Here is a 15,800-nt window from a genome sequence, read left to right as displayed (position 1 = left end):
TCATCAAGAGTCGTAGGCGGACGCCATGCCGTCACATGAGATTTTCATTGGTTGGAACACTATTGTGGTGAGCGTCACTGGCGACGAAGAAGGAACGAAGACGAATGACGGCACCCGCGGATACCCATTCCCCCGCTGAAGCACCGGCCGCCGCGCGCGGCAAGCGGCCCAAACAGGGCGAACCGGTGATCGACCGGGCCCTCAGCCTGCTCGCTGTCTTCACGGACCGACGTCGGGCGCTGGCCCTGTCAGAGATGGCCCGTTATGCGCAGATGCCCGCCCCGACGGCGCTGCGCCTCATTGCCCGGCTGGTCGCCTGGGGCGCTTTGGAACGGCTCGACGACGGCCGCTACGTTGTGGGCGTCCGGCTGTGGGAAATAGCGTCCCTCTCCCCTAGGGGCCATGGCATCCGGGAAATCGCATTGCCGTACCTTGAGGACCTTTTCGAGGTGACGCGCCATCACGTGTTGCTGGCCGTACGGGACAAGGACCAGGCCGTCCTGATCGAACGGCTCTCCTCCAAGCAGGCCACGGAAGTCGCCTACCGGGTGGGCGGCCGGCTCCCCCTGCGCTCCACGGCCGTCGGCCTGGTCCTGATGGCCGGCGCGGATGCGGCATTCCAGGAAAAGATCCTGAAAGAACCAGCAGAGACTGAACCGGGCGTGGCTGCCATGCCGGAAGGCCAACTGCGGCGCACCCTCTCCGACGTCCACCGGACGGGGATTGCCATGATCCGCCGGTCCGCCCCGTCGCTGACTGTTTCCGTGGCGGCGCCCGTCTTTGATGCCCAGGGCACGGTGGTGGCCGCGCTGTCGATCGTGGTTCCGGACGGGACCACCCCGCCCAACGTCCTGGCTCCGGCGGTGATGGCCACCGCGAGGGCGGTCTCCCGAAACCTTGGCTACCGGGCCGCCCTTGCCGAGGACGTCCGGACCCTGTCGGACGGCTGACCGCGGCCCTGCCAAGCACCGGCCCTTCCAACCATTGGAAAGGCCCGGCGCGGCGTTGGGATCACGAATCGTAAAGTTGAACCGGCGGTGCACTCGGGTCCCCGGCCTGCTTCCGCGACCACTTGACATGCCCGGTGGCGGAGTCTAGGACTGGCCTTGTCCAATCCCATCCACCAGCCTAGGAGTTGCTATGGCCACCACGCCCTACGGAATCGTGCACTTTTTCCCGGGAGGCACCAAGGAACAGTACGAAGCGTCACTTGCAGCCGTCCATCCAGGCGCGGGGCTCCTTCCCGAGGGTCAGACCTTCCACGCCGCCGGGGCGTCCGCTGGTGGCTGGACGATCATGGCAGTCCACGAATCGAAAGAGAGCTGGGAAAAATTCCGGGACACGATCCTCATGCCCCGGATGCAGGCCGGTATTGAGGGCGGCTTCACCGCTCCGCCCGAAGAGACGGTGATCGACCTCTACAAGGTCATGCCCTAGCGGCACGCCACTCACACGGCCAATTCAAACAGCGCGCCCGTACCAGTCGAGTACACGCAACGCGCGGAGGGTGTTCCACCGGCTGGACCGTCCGTCACCGTCATCAACCGGGAAATGGACGATCCCGGGATGCGTGTTTTCGAGCAACCAGGTCCCGTCGGGCTGCTTCTTTGCCCGGAGCAACTCCACGGCTTCGGCCAGGCGCGGGTCGGGCGGCTCTCCCGCCGAACGGAAGTACTCCAGGGCACGGAGCACGTCATAGTGCCAGCGGGTCGGAAATGAGAACGTCAGCCAAACCGGGTCTATGACCCCTCCGGTGCTCTTGCGTCGGAACAGGCCTCGCTCCAGCAGATACTCCTCGCCCCGGCGCCGCGCGTCCAGGGACTGCGCCGACCCGCCCATGACCCGTTCGTGGGCCAGGAGGCCCTCGAGGACGTTGATCGTCGTGGCGGCCGAGGACACCACGGGCAGTTGTCCCTGACCAACGCGATGGTCTGGCGCATCTGCTCACTTCGCGGGTCGATCCCGGCCTTCGGTCGCTACCCGTGCGCGCTCTGCGGCAACGACCTCGGCCGCGGCGCCGCCGAGATCCTGCAACACCTGCCATCAAAGGGAAGGATCCGAATCCATCAGCCAGTCCAGGACGGTCATACGCCGATGGTAGCGCTCCCGGCTCGCTGGCATCAGGTGGTCACAGCCGAGCAGGCACGCGGCATTGCCACCGGACGTCCGTGGCCAGCGGGCCGGACGTTCAGGGGGTCTTCGGCCGGATCACCAGGACGGGGCACGGAGAGTGGCTGGCCACCTGGGCGGAGACCGATCCGATGTGCAGCCCGGCGAAGCCGCCGTGGCCGCGGGAGCCGACGATCACCAGGTCGGCTTCCTTTGCGGCTTCAAGAATTGCCGATGCCGCCGAGTCATTCTTGATGGTCCGCGTCACGACATTGACACCGACTGCGGATTTCGCCGCCTCGGCGCTCAGCGCTTCAGCCTGCTGTTCCGGGGAGTCCTCTGCCACGATTTCCCCTGCCGCAGTTTCCAGCATCGCCGGGTACCACGCCATCGGCGCCTTGTTCCAGACAGTCAGGACCCGGAGTTCCGCACTGCGGTACCGGGCCTCCTCAACACCCCACGCCAGGGCCTCGTGTGATTGCTTCGAGCCGTCAAATCCGATCACGATCACAAAGGGATCAACTTTTTTCATGGTTCCAGACTTTCACCGCCGGTTTGCGGCGCCTAGGGGCCTCTGACCCCATCCGGGATGAAACCACGAGAGTGAATTGACCGGCGCCCCGCGGCGCACGGCACCAAGGGTGCCGCGGTGGTCAGACGATGCCGCGCTTGGTGGCCGTCTTGAGCGCGTCGCGCCGGCTTACCGCCCCGAGTTTGCGGTATATGGACCGTTCGTGGGTCTTGACCGTGTTCACGGAAATATACAACGCCTCGGCAATTTCAGCCGCGGTCATGATGGAGCGCATGTAGGAAAGGACTTCGCGTTCGCGCTCGGTCAGGTTCCAGTAGGACTGCGCACGAAGGCGGGTCTCCCCCTGCGCCTCGCGTGCCATCAGCGCTGCGATGAACGACTCGTGCGCAGTGCCCCACACAGCATGCTCCACGAGCAGATCCGCCAATTCCTCTCTCCGTTCGACGAAAGGACGCAGGACGGTTTCAGGCTCGGCACGGAGGACTGCATGTTCAATCCGCTCGTGTGCCGCCGCAGCATCTCCGGTTCCATGGGCCATGATCGCCTCGGTCAGGCTCAGGCAGGTGTCGATATATGAGCTGCCGCGGCGATCGGCCAGTGACTCGGCACAGCGTTGCGAAGCGGCGGTGTCACCTTCGCGGCGCAGCAACTCCGCCAGCAGCGTATCCGCCAATGCGCCGTGCCCCCCGGCACCCAGTGGTTGGACGGTCCGCAAAGCTCCGTCCCGGTCGCCCCTGGCTTCGGCAATTTTCGCCATCGCGATAGTGTCCAGGGCATTCCATGACACGGCGTACCGTCCCCGCCCGTGGAAGGACTCCAGCGCCGCGCTGGAGTCGGCCAGGCGGGCCAGATCGCCATCGGCGCAATCAACCAGGACCCGATAGATGGCGCTGAGCGGGCCCGTCGGGAACAGCTCGCTGCCCAATCGCTGCGCTTTGGTAAGACAGGTCCGCGCAGCCTGCAGATCGTCATTCCAGTAGCACGCAATGCCACGGGCCAGCCAGGCGGGAGCCATCCGTTGCCGCGAATTCCAACCCAGCGCCTCTCCCCGCTCCAACGCCGCCGTGGCAAGTTCGTCGGCGCTCACGAGGTCACCGGCGACGGCGTGAGCCAACGCGAGTTCGGCCTGGGCGCAGGTTTCCACTGCTTCGAGCTGTTCCGGGTTGCCTGTGGCCCCTGTTGCCTGGAGCAGCGCCGTCGCGAGTTCGCCGGTGCGGTGCAGCCGGAACTCTGCCTGGGCCAGCAGGAAGAGTCCTGTCGAGAAGGAGCTGGAGCGGCCATCCCCTGAAATGTCCGTCGTCGACCGACTGTCGTCCGTCTCGGTGGGCAGGTCCAGGCGGCCGTCGGCAGGCACCGGCTCGTAGAGTGCCCGGTAACTGTCAAGCCTCCGGCGTCGAATTGCGTCCAGCGCGAAGGTCCGCGACAGCGCCCGGTCGGTGAGCTCGGCCGCGGCGGTGCCGTCGCCGGAAAGGGCACGGCAGACCGATCGGATCATCAGGATCTCTGGATCCTCGCCCCACGGTGCGGGCAGGTCCAGGCACAGCCGTTCGAGGGTCTGCACGTCGTTTCCGAGCAGGAATTCGAGCCAATGGGCGCCGAGGGAAATCACGGCCTGCCGGGGTGCGCGTCCCTGCAGCGCCTGGGCGACGCACTCGACGACGTCGACGTCCTGGTAGTACCGTGCCGCCACCCGGTGAAGACGCTCGGCGAGCAAAGGGTCGCGCCGCTGCAGGATGCGCCGGCACTGCGCCGCGAAGAGGGAATGCCACCGGAACATCGATTCACCCTCACGGTATTCGTGTTCCTCGATGAAGAGCCCGTTGCGGAGGCATTCCTCAAGCAGCACGCCGCCGTGGGGACGGCCTTCGAGTTCGACGGCGAGCTGGCGGCCGAGCCAGTCGCTGGTAGTGGCCCTGAGAATGAATTCGGCCAGCGACGGTTCGATCTGGTCGAGGATCTCTTCTGCGACATAGTCGGCGAGCGGGACGTGCGTAGGCACGGAGCCTGGCGTTGCAAGCGGCACGTTGCGCGCCTGCGCCAACGAGACGAGGCTGGCGTGGACGGCCACAGGCCAGCCGGCAGTCATCTTCCAGAGCGACCCGGCATCGAACGTTTGATCTTGTCCCAGCGCACAGGCGAACTGGGCAACTTCCTCCCGCGTGAAGGCGAGTTCGGCGGCGCGAAGTTCACCCAGTCCCTCGCCATACCGGAATCTTTCGAGCTGGATGGACGTATGGCCGCGTCCCGAGAGGACCAGCCGCAGTGAGGGGGGTGCCGATGCGGCGAGCACCCCGACGATTCCGTTCGCCAGCCCCGGTCCGGCCAAATGGACGTCATCAATCACCAGGACGATCGGTTCGGTGAGGTGCTCGAGCGCCCCGAGGAGAAGGTCGTAGGAGGCCGCCCGGTCGTGGGCAAGCCCCGGGTCAAGAGCCAGGAGGGCGTCGGTGCCGGGCAGCGGCAGTTTGCTCGCCGCGGACTGGATCGCCCCAACGACACCGTGAAACAGCCGCGCGGGCTGCGTGTCGAACCGGTCCAGCGACAGCCAAGCGCACGGCAGATCGCACTTGCGGACCCAATCACCCAGGAACGTGGACTTGCCGTAGCCGGCCGGGGCCGCGACGAGGGTCAGGCGGTGCGAATCTGCGGCCGCGGACAGGGCGCTTTCCAGACGTGGACGCTCCAACGCTCCGAGGCCGCGCACAGGCGGACGGATCTTGAACTGTGGACCCGATACCCATTCGGTGTCTAGCCTATCTCTCACATTCCACATGCTAGGTGGGCGCAAAAGGGCACCAACAGGGCGCAAAGACCCCTTGTGCGCCGCTCCATAGCGCGAAAATGCGCGAAAATACGGCAATTAAGGCTGCCCGATTGCGGCGCAGCACGAATTGCATGCCCGGCGGTATCATCAGTCATGCCTATGAAGCACGGCAGCCCGACAGACCCGATTTTCCTTCATGACCTCGACAAGGCCGACCGCAGGCGGGTCATTATTTTCGCGATTGCACGTCTCATCGCATTTTCGATTGTGGTCCTCACCCTGTATTTCCTTATTCCCGTCGGGGGATTCAATGACGCCGATCCCGCGGCCGCGTGGATCCGCCTGGCGGCTGTCGTGCTGGTCTTTTTCGCAGTCTTGGCAATTCAATTGCGGCTGATACTCGTGGCGCATATCCCGAGGGTCCGGGCGGCCGCGGCTGTCGCCGAAACCCTGTTGATGTTTCTGTGCCTCTTCGCACTGCTTTACACATCAATGTCGATCACATCTGCGGCGGCGTTTAGCGAGCCCCTGAGCCGAACCGATGCCCTTTACTTCACCACTTCCACGTTTGCCACCGTCGGGTTCGGGGACATTGCGCCGGTAAGCCAGCTGGCGAGGGGAGTCGTGTCCGTCCAAATGATTGCCGATTTGGGTGCACTCCTATTGATCGCAAAAGTGGCCTTCTTCGCGGCCGGGCGGCGTCTGGGCAGCGAATCCTGAACCGGCCGCCGTCATCACCCAAAACGGATGACAGCACGCCGGCCGGTTGAAATTTCGCGGGATATGAAAGAGCGGGCACCCGGACACCTTTGGCAGTGCCGGGTCCGGTCCGCCAATCTGCACGTCCGACGTGCGGCGTCCACCCCGTAGGGGCGGCCGTGGCGGGCGTTTCCCCGGCGTGACAGATCACCCTGTGTGGGTGGGGCTGGACCGGTGCGCCGAGTGAACAATGAAAATAGCCGTGAATGCCCAGCCGCGGAACACAAGCTAAGGCGGATCCCCTCATGTCGCTGAACGATCAGCCCGCTGGCCCCGCTAGCCCGGATCAGGAAGAGATCCTGCGGTTGCGGGCCGAAGTCGCCCGTCTCCAGCAGGAACGGGACGCTGCCCGCAAGGCCCCCCCGAGGCCGTCCGTGCGGCATCCGGGGCTGGCCCGACGCATTGTGGCAATCGTGCTGGTGGTTCTCACTGGCTTGTTGGCCTTCGCGACAGTTCCGGCCCTTTACCTGCGCAGCGAAGTCATCGACACCGACCGCTACGTGGCCACTGTCGCACCGCTGGCCTCGGACCCTGCGATCCAGGCCGAAATCGCCGACAAGGTCACCCAACAGATCACCGACGCCGTGGATTTCCAGACCATCACGCGCGATGCCCTGAGCGAGCTCGCAAAAACGGCGCCCCGCGTGGCGGCCGTGCTCACCGGGCTGGCCCCGATGCTTGCGGAGCAGACCAAATCGCTCATCCATACCGCCGTGGCCAGATTCGTGGCGACACCGCAGTTCCAGGATCTTTGGATCCAGGTGAACCGGGTCGCGCACCAGGGGCTGGTCAACCTTGCCACGGGAAGCACGGGAGGCACCGTCAGTATTGACGAGAACGGCACGGTGTCGATTTCCACGAAAGAGATCATCGCCCGGGTCAAGACTCTCCTTGTCCAGCAGGGGGTGGACATCGCATCGAGGATCCCGGAAGTGGACGCGCAGATCGCCCTGTTCCAGTCTCCTGAACTGGTCCGTGCCACGGAAACCATCCGGACCTTGGACCGGCTCGGCCCAATCTTGGCGTGGCTGACGGTACTCAGCGCCGTGGGTGCCATTGCCGTTGCCCCCCGGGGCCGGCGACGGAGCACGACGAGCGGCGTGGGGTTGGCCGTGGCGGTGTCAATGGCCGTGCTGGCGCTGGCCCTCGTGATCGGGCGGAACTACGTCCTGGACTCGATTCCGTCGAGTGCGGTCTCCCCCGCCGCGGCCGAAAGCCTGGTCGAGGCACTCCTGGTACCGCTGCGCACCAGCCTGCGCCTTGTCTTCGTCGTCGGACTGCTGATTGCCCTGGCAGCTTTTCTGGGCGGCCACTCGCGTCCCGCGGAGTATGTCCGGCACGGCCTGGCGACTGCGGGCGACTACATCACCGGCAAGATCGGCGGTGGCCAGGCGAAGCCATGGCAGCTCTGGTTGGCCCGCTACCGTCGGATCATCGAAGCCACCGTCGTCGGCATCGCTGTGCTGGTGCTGATCTTTTGGCAGGACCCGACGGCGGCCGTCGCCATCTGGACGGCCGTGCTGGCCGTGCTGGTCATTCTCGTGGTCGAACTGCTGTGCCGGCCGGCCGTAGCCGGCGTGCCAGCGCCCGAGCCCGGCGCCGAGCCGGGCGCCGAGCCTGCCGGTGAATCCGCCGTCGAAGCTGGCGGTGAGTCCAGTGTCGAGTCCGGCGGCAAGCCCGGCGGTGAGTCCGTCACTGCCGGCGGCCCTCCCGATGACACGTATCCCACGACTCCCATTCCCCGGGCGACCGACGCCGGAGGGACCGGCGGGTGACGGATTGTCGGGACCGGACAGCCAGTTAGCGCCGGGCCAGCCGGCGCTAATTGGGCAGCCGCCGCCGCAGCCGCCGAGACTAAGCGAATCTAGGGCGCGGTCGGCGCGAATGGGAAGAGGTCCTCCCCGGCGCCGTGCACCACCACGCAGGTAGCCTCGGGTACTTCCCGCCAGGCCCCGCGGAGGTCCCCCAGCGGTTCGGAGACAACCAGGCGCGCGTTGTCCGCCAGGTCATGAAGCAACGGGTTCTCCGGGTACTGGACGCGTAGGGTCGCGACGTCGGTGCTGTGGAACAGCGACCGGGACTGCCGTTCACTCGAGTAGCGGAACGCCCAGGTGGTGTCGCCGTCGGTAGTGGCCACTGTCATCTGGAGCGGCTGCTCGATCCCGTGGCGCCGGCCGACGTCTTCAATCAGTCCAACCGCGGCAGCCACGGCTGCCCTCGGGTCCTGCTCCAGCCCGAAGGTCAGGGCGAGGAAAAAGAAGAGCTCTGAGTCCGTGGCTCCCTCGATCAGCGGAAAGAGCGATGGCTCAACGGCCATGGCCAAGTCGCGCTTCACGGTCGGGAAATCCCTGATGAGTCCGTTGTGCATCCATAGCCAGCTGCCGTGGCGGAATGGATGGCAGTTCGTCTGTTGGACTGCCGAGCCGGTCGAGGCTCGAATGTGCGCGAAAACCCGGCCGGCCGACGCCTGGGCGGACAGCTCGCGGAGGTTGCGGTCATTCCAGGCCGGCTCCGTGCTGTGGAACAGCCCGGGATACGGCGCGTTTCCGTACCAGCCCACGCCGAAGCCGTCCCCGTTGGTGGTTTCAACGCCCATTCGAGCGTGCTTGCTCTGCATCACGAGCGAGTTGGTGGGTTTGTACAGCAACTCCTCCAGTTGCACCGGCGAACCCGAATACGCTAGCCAACGGCACATGGCATCCTCCCTCAGTTGTGGACAGCAGTCCATCACGGCGACGGAGCGGGCACATCATCACCCCGGGGTGATTCGGGCCGCGGGGTGGGAGGTCATGGGTCCCACCCGTGTTCGATAGTTCCGACCTCGCGTCCCCGCTGGTCAGCGGTGACGACATCGCGTCCCCGCTGGTCAGCGGCGCGCCCGGCCTGGACAGCAGCGCGAAAGGATCACCCGCGGCGGGTGACGCGCATGCGGGCCCCTCACCCAACACTGGTGGTACCTGCCAGTGATTGGGCTGCCAGGCGAAAGCCCATGGAGAGGTGAGTCCAATGTCGAAACCACAACCAGTCCTCGCGCGAATGTCCGCGCTCGGGGCGGCGGTCGCGCTGCTCGCCGGCTGCGCCACCTCGGGACCCAGCAGCAGCCCCAGTGCGAGCCCAACGGCGAGCGTTTCACCGGTTTGCGCTGCCGCCACTGACCTTTCAACAGCCCTGACGAATTTCAAGGACACCCTCAAGTCGGGCGCCACGATCGGCCAGATCCAGGCGGCCCGGGATCAAGTTCGGAAGAGCTACGACGATCTGGTCAACGCGGCCAGTGACGCGGCTAAGGATCGGGTGGATGCCGTCAAAGCTGCCCAACAGAAGTTCACCTCCGCTGTGAACTCCGTTCCCGACGACGCCACCCTGACGCAGGCGGCCAACTCGCTCAAGGACGAAGCCGCGAACGTGCAGGCCGCCATCAGCGATCTTTCGAATGACGCCCATTGCTAGTCCGGGTCTTCCGGGATATCCGCGGTGAATCCCATTCCCATCCAAGGCTGCGTTCATAGGCAGCGCCGCACCACGTGAAAGTAGGGAAGCCAAATGAATTTCTTCGAGAACTTTTGGGACATTTTCTGGTGGTTGTTCATCTTCTATGCGATCTTCGCCTTCCTGTATGCAGTGTTCATGGTGATCGGAGACTTATTCCGCGACAGCGAGCTCAGCGGCTGGTGGAAGGCCGTCTGGATCGTCCTCCTGGTCTTCATTCCATTCCTGACTGTGCTGGCATACATGATTGCCCGCGGCAAGGGCATGGCGGAGCGGTCCATGGCCCGGGCCCGCAAGTCCCAGCAGGAAACCGATGCCTATATCCGCAGTGTCGCCACCGCGAGCCCCACCGAGGAGATCGCCAAAGCCAAGGCGCTCATGGACGCGGGAACCATCAGCGCGGAGGAGTTTGCCCAGATCAAGAGCAAGATTGTCGTCTGACTCCGGGCTGACACGCGAGGAGCAGGCCTGGCCAACTCGCTATTCATGGGGCCATGAGGCTTCTAAGATATGGCTAGGCTGAACCAAGGAGGGCTCATGGAGCCGGAACCATCGGAATCCAATCCACGTTCGGCCCTCCCCCGCACCTTAATCATCCTGCTCGCCCTGGCCAGCGCGACGATTGCAGCGTTCGGCCTCGGCGCGATCCAGGGAATAGTCACCCCCGTCTTTTTTGCCTTCGTGCTGACGCTTTGTGTCCATCCGCTGCGCCGCTGGATGCAGGCACGGGGAATTTCCCGGGGCATCGCCACCGGGACCACCATCGCGGCTGTCTTCGGATTATTGACCGCCTTCGCCGCAGTCCTGATTGCCTCGCTCGCCCAGTTCTCCGCGCTGCTGCCGCAGTACGCCCCCCAAATGGCCGAGATCGGCGCCAGCATCTCCGCGCTGCTGGAATCTGTTGGATTTGGCTCGGAGCAAGCCCAGGAAGTCCTGAACGGGTTTACGCCGGGCCGCATCATCGGGTTCCTGGGCGGCCTCCTGGGAAACGTCGCGAGCCTGGTGACCAGCCTCGTGATCATCCTGACGATGCTCATTCTCATGGCGGTGGACGGCTCCCGCGTGCCGGCACTGTTGATCCATCTGAACTACCACCGGCCGGCACTGGTTTCAGCGCTCAACGGCTTCGGCACCAGCGTACGCCGCTACATGGTCGCCACCACGGTCCTCGGAATAGCGCAGGGCTTGTTCAACTGGCTGGTTCTGGTCATTCTGCAGATCCCCGGCGCCCTGCTTTGGGGGCTGCTGTCTTTCATCTGCAGCTTCATTCCCAACATCGGGTATTTCATCGCCATCATCCCGCCCTTGTTCTTCGGCTACCTCACCGGGGGCTGGCCGACCGTCGTGGCCGTCATCATCATCTATGGCGGGATCAACAGCATCATCCAGTCGATCATCCAGCCGAAATACGTGGGCAACGCCGTGTCGCTGAGTGAGACGTTGACCTTCTTCTCCGTCCTCTTCTGGGCGGTGGTCCTGGGCCCTGTCGGCGCCGTCCTCGCCGTCCCCTTGACGCTGTTGTTCCGGACCATCCTGCTCGATTCCGACCCCTCGCTGTCATGGTGGCGGCCGTTGACGGGCGACAAGACGGACCTCGAGGTGCTCATCAAGGAAGAAGACAAGGCGATTCGCGCCCGCCGCGGACGACTGAAAACGGGCCGCCCGGACACCGGAAGCGGGCCGAAGGCATGACATGCCATCGGGGTGCTGCCGGGGGCCGGTGAGGGCCGCATGCTGAGCACGTTCAGCAGCCTGGCCCTCTTCGCCCTGGCCGGGGCGATCAGTACCGTGCCTGTCAGCGTGACAATCTTGATTCTGCTCTCGCCGGATCCACGCCGCGGCGCCCTTCCCTTCCTGACCGGCAGCCTTGCCGGTTCGATAGTGGTCGTGGGGCTGTCGGCGGTCGGGCTGCAATTCTTGCCCGTCAGGCCGCCGCGCCTGCATAAGGATGAATGGGTGGCCCAGATTGCCATTGTGACCGGTGCGCTTCTGATTGCGTACGCCGTGTACCTCTTCGTGAGCAAGGGCGGCCGGGACAACGCCATGCTTGGCAAGATGAAGTCGCGGTTCCGCGCCGCCCGGCCCTGGGAGTTCCTCGTGCTGGGACTGGGCTTGAACCTTCGTCCGAAGGCAATTCTGCTGGCCGTCACCGCCGGTGCAGTGATCAGTGTCCAGGAACTGCCGCCGCTGCCAGGTAGCCTGCTCGTCCTCGCCTACGCCGCCGTCGTCCAGTCAGCAGTCATCATTCCGGTCGCTGTGTGGCTGCGCTCCCCCGAACGGGCTCAAGTGCCTTTGACCGCCCTTTTCAACTGGCTGCAGCGCCATGGCCGCAGGATTGCGGCGATCGCAACGCTGGCGATTGGGATTTTCCTCGTCGGCTACAGCCTTCTCCAGCTCTGATCGGACTGCCCCGAAACCACATTCGCAGCGGTGAACCCCTCAATCCAGGAACGCGCCGTCACCGGCGCCGGCGGGCTTGGGATCGGGAATCCGTACCATCCGGAAAGAGATGATGAGGCCAGCGAGACTGGCGAGAATCGGAATGAGCAGACCAATCTGGAGGGAGATGGGCCGGGCCTCCGTGTTGATCCGGATGATCTCCTCCTGGATCGCCGGAGGCTGGCCGGCGAGGAGTTCGGCAAGCGCGGTGTTGCTGAGGACCTGCGCGTCTTCTTCAAGTACCTGTGCGACCTGCTGCTGCTCGGCGGGCGGCAGCACGGTGCTGGACTCCGCCATGGAAGTGAAGATGATCGAGAGGGACGCGAGCATGATGGCCCCGGCGAAGGCGAGTCCGAACGACAAGCCGAACGAGCCCGCTGCCGAGTTCACGCCGGCGGCCTCGCTGACGCGTTCGTCAGAGATCGGGGACAACGTGTAGTTATTCAGCTGAGATACCAGCAGCCCCAGACCGCAGCCCGCGATGACCAGCGGGATCAGGAGCCACCAGCCGGAGTCCGCGCGGGGCACCACCGGAAGGATCGCGACCAGCCCAACCATCAGGAGGATGAAGCCCCACCTGATGATGCTCGCCGGGCGGCGAGACCCTGCTCTCTTGCCGGCGAGCACGGCGACAGCGAACATGCTGAGCGAGAGGGGTGATATGGACAATCCTGCCTGCATGGCGTTGTATTCCAGGACCATCTGGAGGTAGATGGGCAGCACGATCATGGTGCCGCCCAGGGCCACCTGCTGCATCATTTGCTCCGTGGCGCCAAGGCGGAAGGCATTCAAACGGAACAGCCCCGGGTCCAGAAGGGTCGCCTTCTTGACGCGCTCGCGCCGCACGAGCCAAAAGAACAGGCCGCACAGTCCGGCCACGCCGATGATGATGAGGGCGGCCACGGACTCGCCACCCTCCTGCCAGACCAGGATGCCGAGGACGACGCCGCCCATGCCCACGACGGACAGAACCGATCCAACGACGTCGAACTCCCGGGGTCCCGTGTACGGCACGTCGTGGACGAGTTTGATACCGGACAACACGATCGCGATGATGACGGCTTCGAGCAGGAAGGCGACACGCCAGGAGAGAAATGTGGTGATGAACCCGCCAAGCAGGGGTCCAACGGCGGCGGCGATCGCCGCAGATGCCCCGACGAAGGCATAGACCCGCTTCCGGTCGGCTCCGTCGAAGTTGCCATGGATCAGGGACTGCATGGCCGGCAGGAGGAGCGATGCGCCCAGGCCGCCGATCAATGCCCAGAAAATGAGGATCGGCACAATGCTTTGGGCCAGCGTCATCGCGATGGCGCCAACGGCGTACGCGCACAGGCCCAGGATGTAGGCGCGCTTGCGCCCGATCAAGTCGCCCACTTTGCCGCCGATCAGGATGAATGCGGCGGACACCAGCGCTTCGAGCGCGATGGTCGCTTGGAGGTCGCTCACGGTGCTGTTAATGTCGTTGACCACCGCGGAGATCGACACGTTCATGATCGACGTGTCGACAACGAGCACGAACATCGCCATCGCCAGCAGCAGCGCCAGCCTTTGGTTGAACTGCACCGGCTGGGTCCCGGCGTCGTTCGGAGAGCTCATCGCGGGCCACCTCCCGCTCTTGTTGGCTTGCTCGGGTCCACCGCGCAACCGGACATGTCGCCTCCTCTGGAGCAGAACGGGCAGTTCATGCATGAGCGTGATCCTGCAGGCACTCCCACCAGCGCCCACCGCAAAGCGATGCTGATGCAAAGCTAGCTGTCCGCACTCGCGACCGAATCATGCCCAGCGGGTGAGGTTGCTGCCCCCCCTTCCGCCGGGGACGAGGCGGGGCTGCGCTCCGGGCCTGCCCGGGATGGCCTAACGTAGAAGGCTGCCCGGGTTTCGTTGCCGGACAGAATTTCACCGCCCACCGCCATAGCCTGACGCCCGGAGGAAATCCCAGATGCTGGAACAACTGGTGGCCTTTGTGCTGACCTGCCTGGTCGTGGTGGTGGTGCCCGGACCTGACTTTGCGCTTGTCCTCAGGAATGCGCCCCGCGGCCCCCGGGCGGCAACCACAGCCGCCGCCGGCATCATGGTTGGCAACACGATCCTTGCCGCGCTGGCGGTGCTCGGTGTCACAGCGCTGCTGGGCGCCTCGGAAGTAGTTGGGACCGGGATCAGAATTGCCGGGGCCGCGTACCTGCTCTACCTGGGCCTGCGCGCTTTCGCCGAGGCGTTCGCCAGGAAACCCAAGCCCAGCCAACCCCCGGCACTGGCAGCAGGACGCCAACCCGGCGGCGCCTCGCCCTTCGTGCAGGGGATGGTGAGCAACTTGCTCAACCCGAAAGTCGCCGTCTTCTACTTGTCGCTGTTCCCGCAATTCAATGTCGCCCCGTTGCCGCCCCTCGCCCAGCACGCCCTGATGGCCGGCATCTTCCTGCTGATCGCGTTGGCCTGGTACGTGCTGCTGCTCAGCGCGCTCAAGAAGGTCACCGGCGTCCTCGCCCGGCCCCGGACCAGCCGGATCGTCGTCGTAAGTTCAGGCGCGGTCCTGGCCGGGGTTGGCGGCACCATCCTGACGCAGACACTGGCGTACGCCTAGCTTCCCGAGGAAGCCCCGCGCAGCGTTTTCGGGTGCCTGGACTCGGGATCGACCCCGGGGCGTTGATAAGCGCCCCACGGGGCGGGATGATCAGCACATGCCCGGTAACCGTCAACGAAGGAGCCCGATCGTGAGCGCCGCAACCAAGACAACCGAGAAGCTGATCATCATCGGGTCCGGCCCCGCGGGCTACACCGCGGCGATCTACGCCGCCCGGGCCGGGCTCAAACCGCTCGTCATCGCCGGTGCGGTCACGGCCGGCGGTGCCCTCATGAACACCACCGAGGTGGAAAACTTCCCCGGCTTCCCGGGCGGCATCCAAGGCCCCGAGCTGATGGACGGCCTGCAGCAGCAGGCCGAAAAGTTTGGCGCGCAGGTGGTGTTCGACGACGTCACCGAGGTCCGGCTCGTCGGGCACCTGAAGCGTGTGGTCACCGGCGCCGGGGAGACCCATGAAGCCCCCGCCGTCATCCTCGCCACGGGCTCGGCGTACAAGGAACTGGGCCTGCCGGAGGAAAAGAAGTTCAGCGGCCACGGACTGTCCTGGTGCGCCACCTGCGACGGCTTCTTCTTCCGCGACCAGGACATCATCGTGGTCGGCGGCGGCGACTCGGCCATGGAGGAGGCTACGTTCCTGACCCGGTTCGGCAAATCAGTGACCGTCGTGGTCCGCAAGGGCGAACTGCGCGCCTCCCGGATCATGGCCCAGCGGGCCAAGGACAACCCCAAGATCAGGTTCGCCTGGAACTCCGCCGTCACCGCGATCCACGGCAATGGCAAGGTCACCGGCGTCACCCTGACCGACACCCGCACCGGCGAAACCCGGCAGCAGACCGCCACTGGCATCTTTGTCGCGATCGGGCACGTGCCCCGGACCGAACTCCTGGCCGGCCAGGTGGACCTCGATGCCGACGGTTACATCCAGGTCGACTCCCCCACCACGGTCACCAACCTGACCGGGGTCTTCGCCTGCGGCGACGCCGTGGACCACCGCTACCGCCAGGCCATCACCGCCGCCGGCACCGGCTGCGCCGCGGCCCTGGACGCCGAACGCTTCCTGTCCGCGCTCGACGACGCCGACAGCATCGCCACCGCGCTGGTGGAAGAACCCACGCACTCCTAGGCCA

Annotated in this window: 15 protein-coding genes; 10 read left to right on the top strand and 5 right to left on the bottom strand. The window is 65.4% G+C overall.

The window, feature by feature from the left end; translation table 11 throughout:
- Positions 1-104: 104 nt before the first annotated feature.
- Both ABH915_RS11165 and ABH915_RS11160 read left to right on the top strand, forming a co-directional pair.
- On the top strand, positions 105-950 hold the full coding sequence (locus ABH915_RS11165; RefSeq protein ID WP_370121134.1) for an IclR family transcriptional regulator: 846 nt from the start codon (positions 105-107) through the stop codon (positions 948-950).
- A 190-nt stretch (positions 951-1,140) separates the two neighbouring features.
- The gene (locus ABH915_RS11160; protein ID WP_370121131.1) at positions 1,141-1,437 is read left to right on the top strand and encodes a hypothetical protein; all 297 of its coding nucleotides are present in this window, start codon (positions 1,141-1,143) and stop codon (positions 1,435-1,437) included.
- A 24-nt stretch (positions 1,438-1,461) separates the two neighbouring features.
- Here the strand turns inward: ABH915_RS11160 and ABH915_RS11155 are convergent, their stop codons facing one another.
- From ABH915_RS11155 to ABH915_RS11145, 3 genes are all read right to left on the bottom strand, one after another.
- Positions 1,462-1,902 carry a hypothetical protein gene (locus ABH915_RS11155; RefSeq protein ID WP_370121128.1) on the bottom strand — a complete coding sequence of 147 codons (441 nt, stop codon included), beginning with the start codon at positions 1,900-1,902 and terminating at the stop codon, positions 1,462-1,464.
- Between the two features lie 286 nt (positions 1,903-2,188).
- Positions 2,189-2,641, bottom strand: coding sequence for a universal stress protein (locus tag ABH915_RS11150; protein ID WP_370121125.1), 453 nt, complete (start codon positions 2,639-2,641; stop codon positions 2,189-2,191).
- 121 nt (positions 2,642-2,762) lie between these two features.
- Positions 2,763-5,405 carry a LuxR C-terminal-related transcriptional regulator gene (locus ABH915_RS11145; protein ID WP_370121122.1) on the bottom strand — a complete coding sequence of 881 codons (2,643 nt, stop codon included), beginning with the start codon at positions 5,403-5,405 and terminating at the stop codon, positions 2,763-2,765.
- Between the two features lie 153 nt (positions 5,406-5,558).
- Here ABH915_RS11145 and ABH915_RS11140 point away from each other — a divergent pair, with 153 nt between their 5' ends.
- Complete coding sequence (locus ABH915_RS11140; protein WP_370121119.1) at positions 5,559-6,125, top strand: ion channel; 567 nt, start codon at positions 5,559-5,561, stop codon at positions 6,123-6,125.
- 284 nt (positions 6,126-6,409) lie between these two features.
- Positions 6,410-7,939, top strand: coding sequence for a hypothetical protein (locus ABH915_RS11135; RefSeq protein WP_370121117.1), 1,530 nt, complete (start codon positions 6,410-6,412; stop codon positions 7,937-7,939).
- Between the two features lie 89 nt (positions 7,940-8,028).
- Here ABH915_RS11135 and ABH915_RS11130 read toward each other — a convergent pair whose 3' ends face one another.
- Positions 8,029-8,859, bottom strand: coding sequence for a class II glutamine amidotransferase (locus ABH915_RS11130; RefSeq protein WP_370121115.1), 831 nt, complete (start codon positions 8,857-8,859; stop codon positions 8,029-8,031).
- Positions 8,860-9,170: 311 nt separating this feature from the next.
- Between ABH915_RS11130 and ABH915_RS11125 the strand changes: the two genes are divergently transcribed.
- The 4 genes from ABH915_RS11125 to ABH915_RS11110 all read left to right on the top strand — a co-directional run bounded on the left by ABH915_RS11125 (position 9,171) and on the right by ABH915_RS11110 (position 12,053).
- On the top strand, positions 9,171-9,614 hold the full coding sequence (locus ABH915_RS11125; protein WP_370121112.1) for a hypothetical protein: 444 nt from the start codon (positions 9,171-9,173) through the stop codon (positions 9,612-9,614).
- 93 nt (positions 9,615-9,707) lie between these two features.
- On the top strand, positions 9,708-10,094 hold the full coding sequence (locus ABH915_RS11120) for an SHOCT domain-containing protein (protein ID WP_026536729.1): 387 nt from the start codon (positions 9,708-9,710) through the stop codon (positions 10,092-10,094).
- 96 nt (positions 10,095-10,190) lie between these two features.
- Entirely contained in the window at positions 10,191-11,345 is a 1,155-nt protein-coding gene (locus ABH915_RS11115) for an AI-2E family transporter (RefSeq protein ID WP_043422225.1), read from the top strand.
- A 39-nt stretch (positions 11,346-11,384) separates the two neighbouring features.
- Positions 11,385-12,053: a GAP family protein gene (locus tag ABH915_RS11110; RefSeq protein WP_370121107.1), complete on the top strand. Its 669-nt coding sequence runs from the start codon at positions 11,385-11,387 to the stop codon at positions 12,051-12,053.
- Positions 12,054-12,092: 39 nt separating this feature from the next.
- Here the strand turns inward: ABH915_RS11110 and ABH915_RS11105 are convergent, their stop codons facing one another.
- A complete protein-coding gene (locus ABH915_RS11105; protein ID WP_370121104.1) occupies positions 12,093-13,688 on the bottom strand; it encodes an MFS transporter in 1,596 nt (531 codons plus the stop codon).
- Positions 13,689-14,031: 343 nt separating this feature from the next.
- Here ABH915_RS11105 and ABH915_RS11100 point away from each other — a divergent pair, with 343 nt between their 5' ends.
- Positions 14,032-14,673, top strand: a complete 642-nt coding sequence (locus ABH915_RS11100) for a LysE family translocator (protein WP_370121101.1) — start codon at positions 14,032-14,034, stop codon at positions 14,671-14,673.
- A gap of 130 nt (positions 14,674-14,803) precedes the next feature.
- Positions 14,804-15,796, top strand: coding sequence for a thioredoxin-disulfide reductase (trxB, locus tag ABH915_RS11095; RefSeq protein ID WP_370121098.1), 993 nt, complete (start codon positions 14,804-14,806; stop codon positions 15,794-15,796).
- The last annotated feature ends 4 nt before the right edge of the window (positions 15,797-15,800 follow it).

The sequence above is a fragment of the Arthrobacter sp. MW3 TE3886 genome (assembly GCF_041262145.1).
In the GTDB taxonomy this organism is placed as follows: Bacteria; Actinomycetota; Actinomycetes; order Actinomycetales; family Micrococcaceae; genus Arthrobacter.
This window is presented reverse-complemented; position numbering and strand designations above follow the sequence as displayed.

Bases quoted from the DNA above. Each gene is read 5' to 3' on its own strand.
- ABH915_RS11165 (WP_370121134.1), top strand. From the start codon at position 105: ATGACGGCACCCGCGGATACCCATTCCCCCGCTGAAGCACCGGCCGCC.
- ABH915_RS11160 (WP_370121131.1), top strand. From the start codon at position 1,141: ATGGCCACCACGCCCTACGGAATCGTGCACTTTTTCCCGGGAGGCACC.
- ABH915_RS11150 (WP_370121125.1), bottom strand. From the start codon at position 2,641: ATGAAAAAAGTTGATCCCTTTGTGATCGTGATCGGATTTGACGGCTCG.
- ABH915_RS11140 (WP_370121119.1), top strand. From the start codon at position 5,559: ATGCCTATGAAGCACGGCAGCCCGACAGACCCGATTTTCCTTCATGAC.
- ABH915_RS11135 (WP_370121117.1), top strand. From the start codon at position 6,410: ATGTCGCTGAACGATCAGCCCGCTGGCCCCGCTAGCCCGGATCAGGAA.
- ABH915_RS11130 (WP_370121115.1), bottom strand. From the start codon at position 8,859: ATGTGCCGTTGGCTAGCGTATTCGGGTTCGCCGGTGCAACTGGAGGAG.
- ABH915_RS11125 (WP_370121112.1), top strand. From the start codon at position 9,171: ATGTCGAAACCACAACCAGTCCTCGCGCGAATGTCCGCGCTCGGGGCG.
- ABH915_RS11120 (WP_026536729.1), top strand. From the start codon at position 9,708: ATGAATTTCTTCGAGAACTTTTGGGACATTTTCTGGTGGTTGTTCATC.
- ABH915_RS11115 (WP_043422225.1), top strand. From the start codon at position 10,191: ATGGAGCCGGAACCATCGGAATCCAATCCACGTTCGGCCCTCCCCCGC.
- ABH915_RS11110 (WP_370121107.1), top strand. From the start codon at position 11,385: ATGCTGAGCACGTTCAGCAGCCTGGCCCTCTTCGCCCTGGCCGGGGCG.
- ABH915_RS11105 (WP_370121104.1), bottom strand. From the start codon at position 13,688: ATGAGCTCTCCGAACGACGCCGGGACCCAGCCGGTGCAGTTCAACCAA.
- ABH915_RS11100 (WP_370121101.1), top strand. From the start codon at position 14,032: ATGCTGGAACAACTGGTGGCCTTTGTGCTGACCTGCCTGGTCGTGGTG.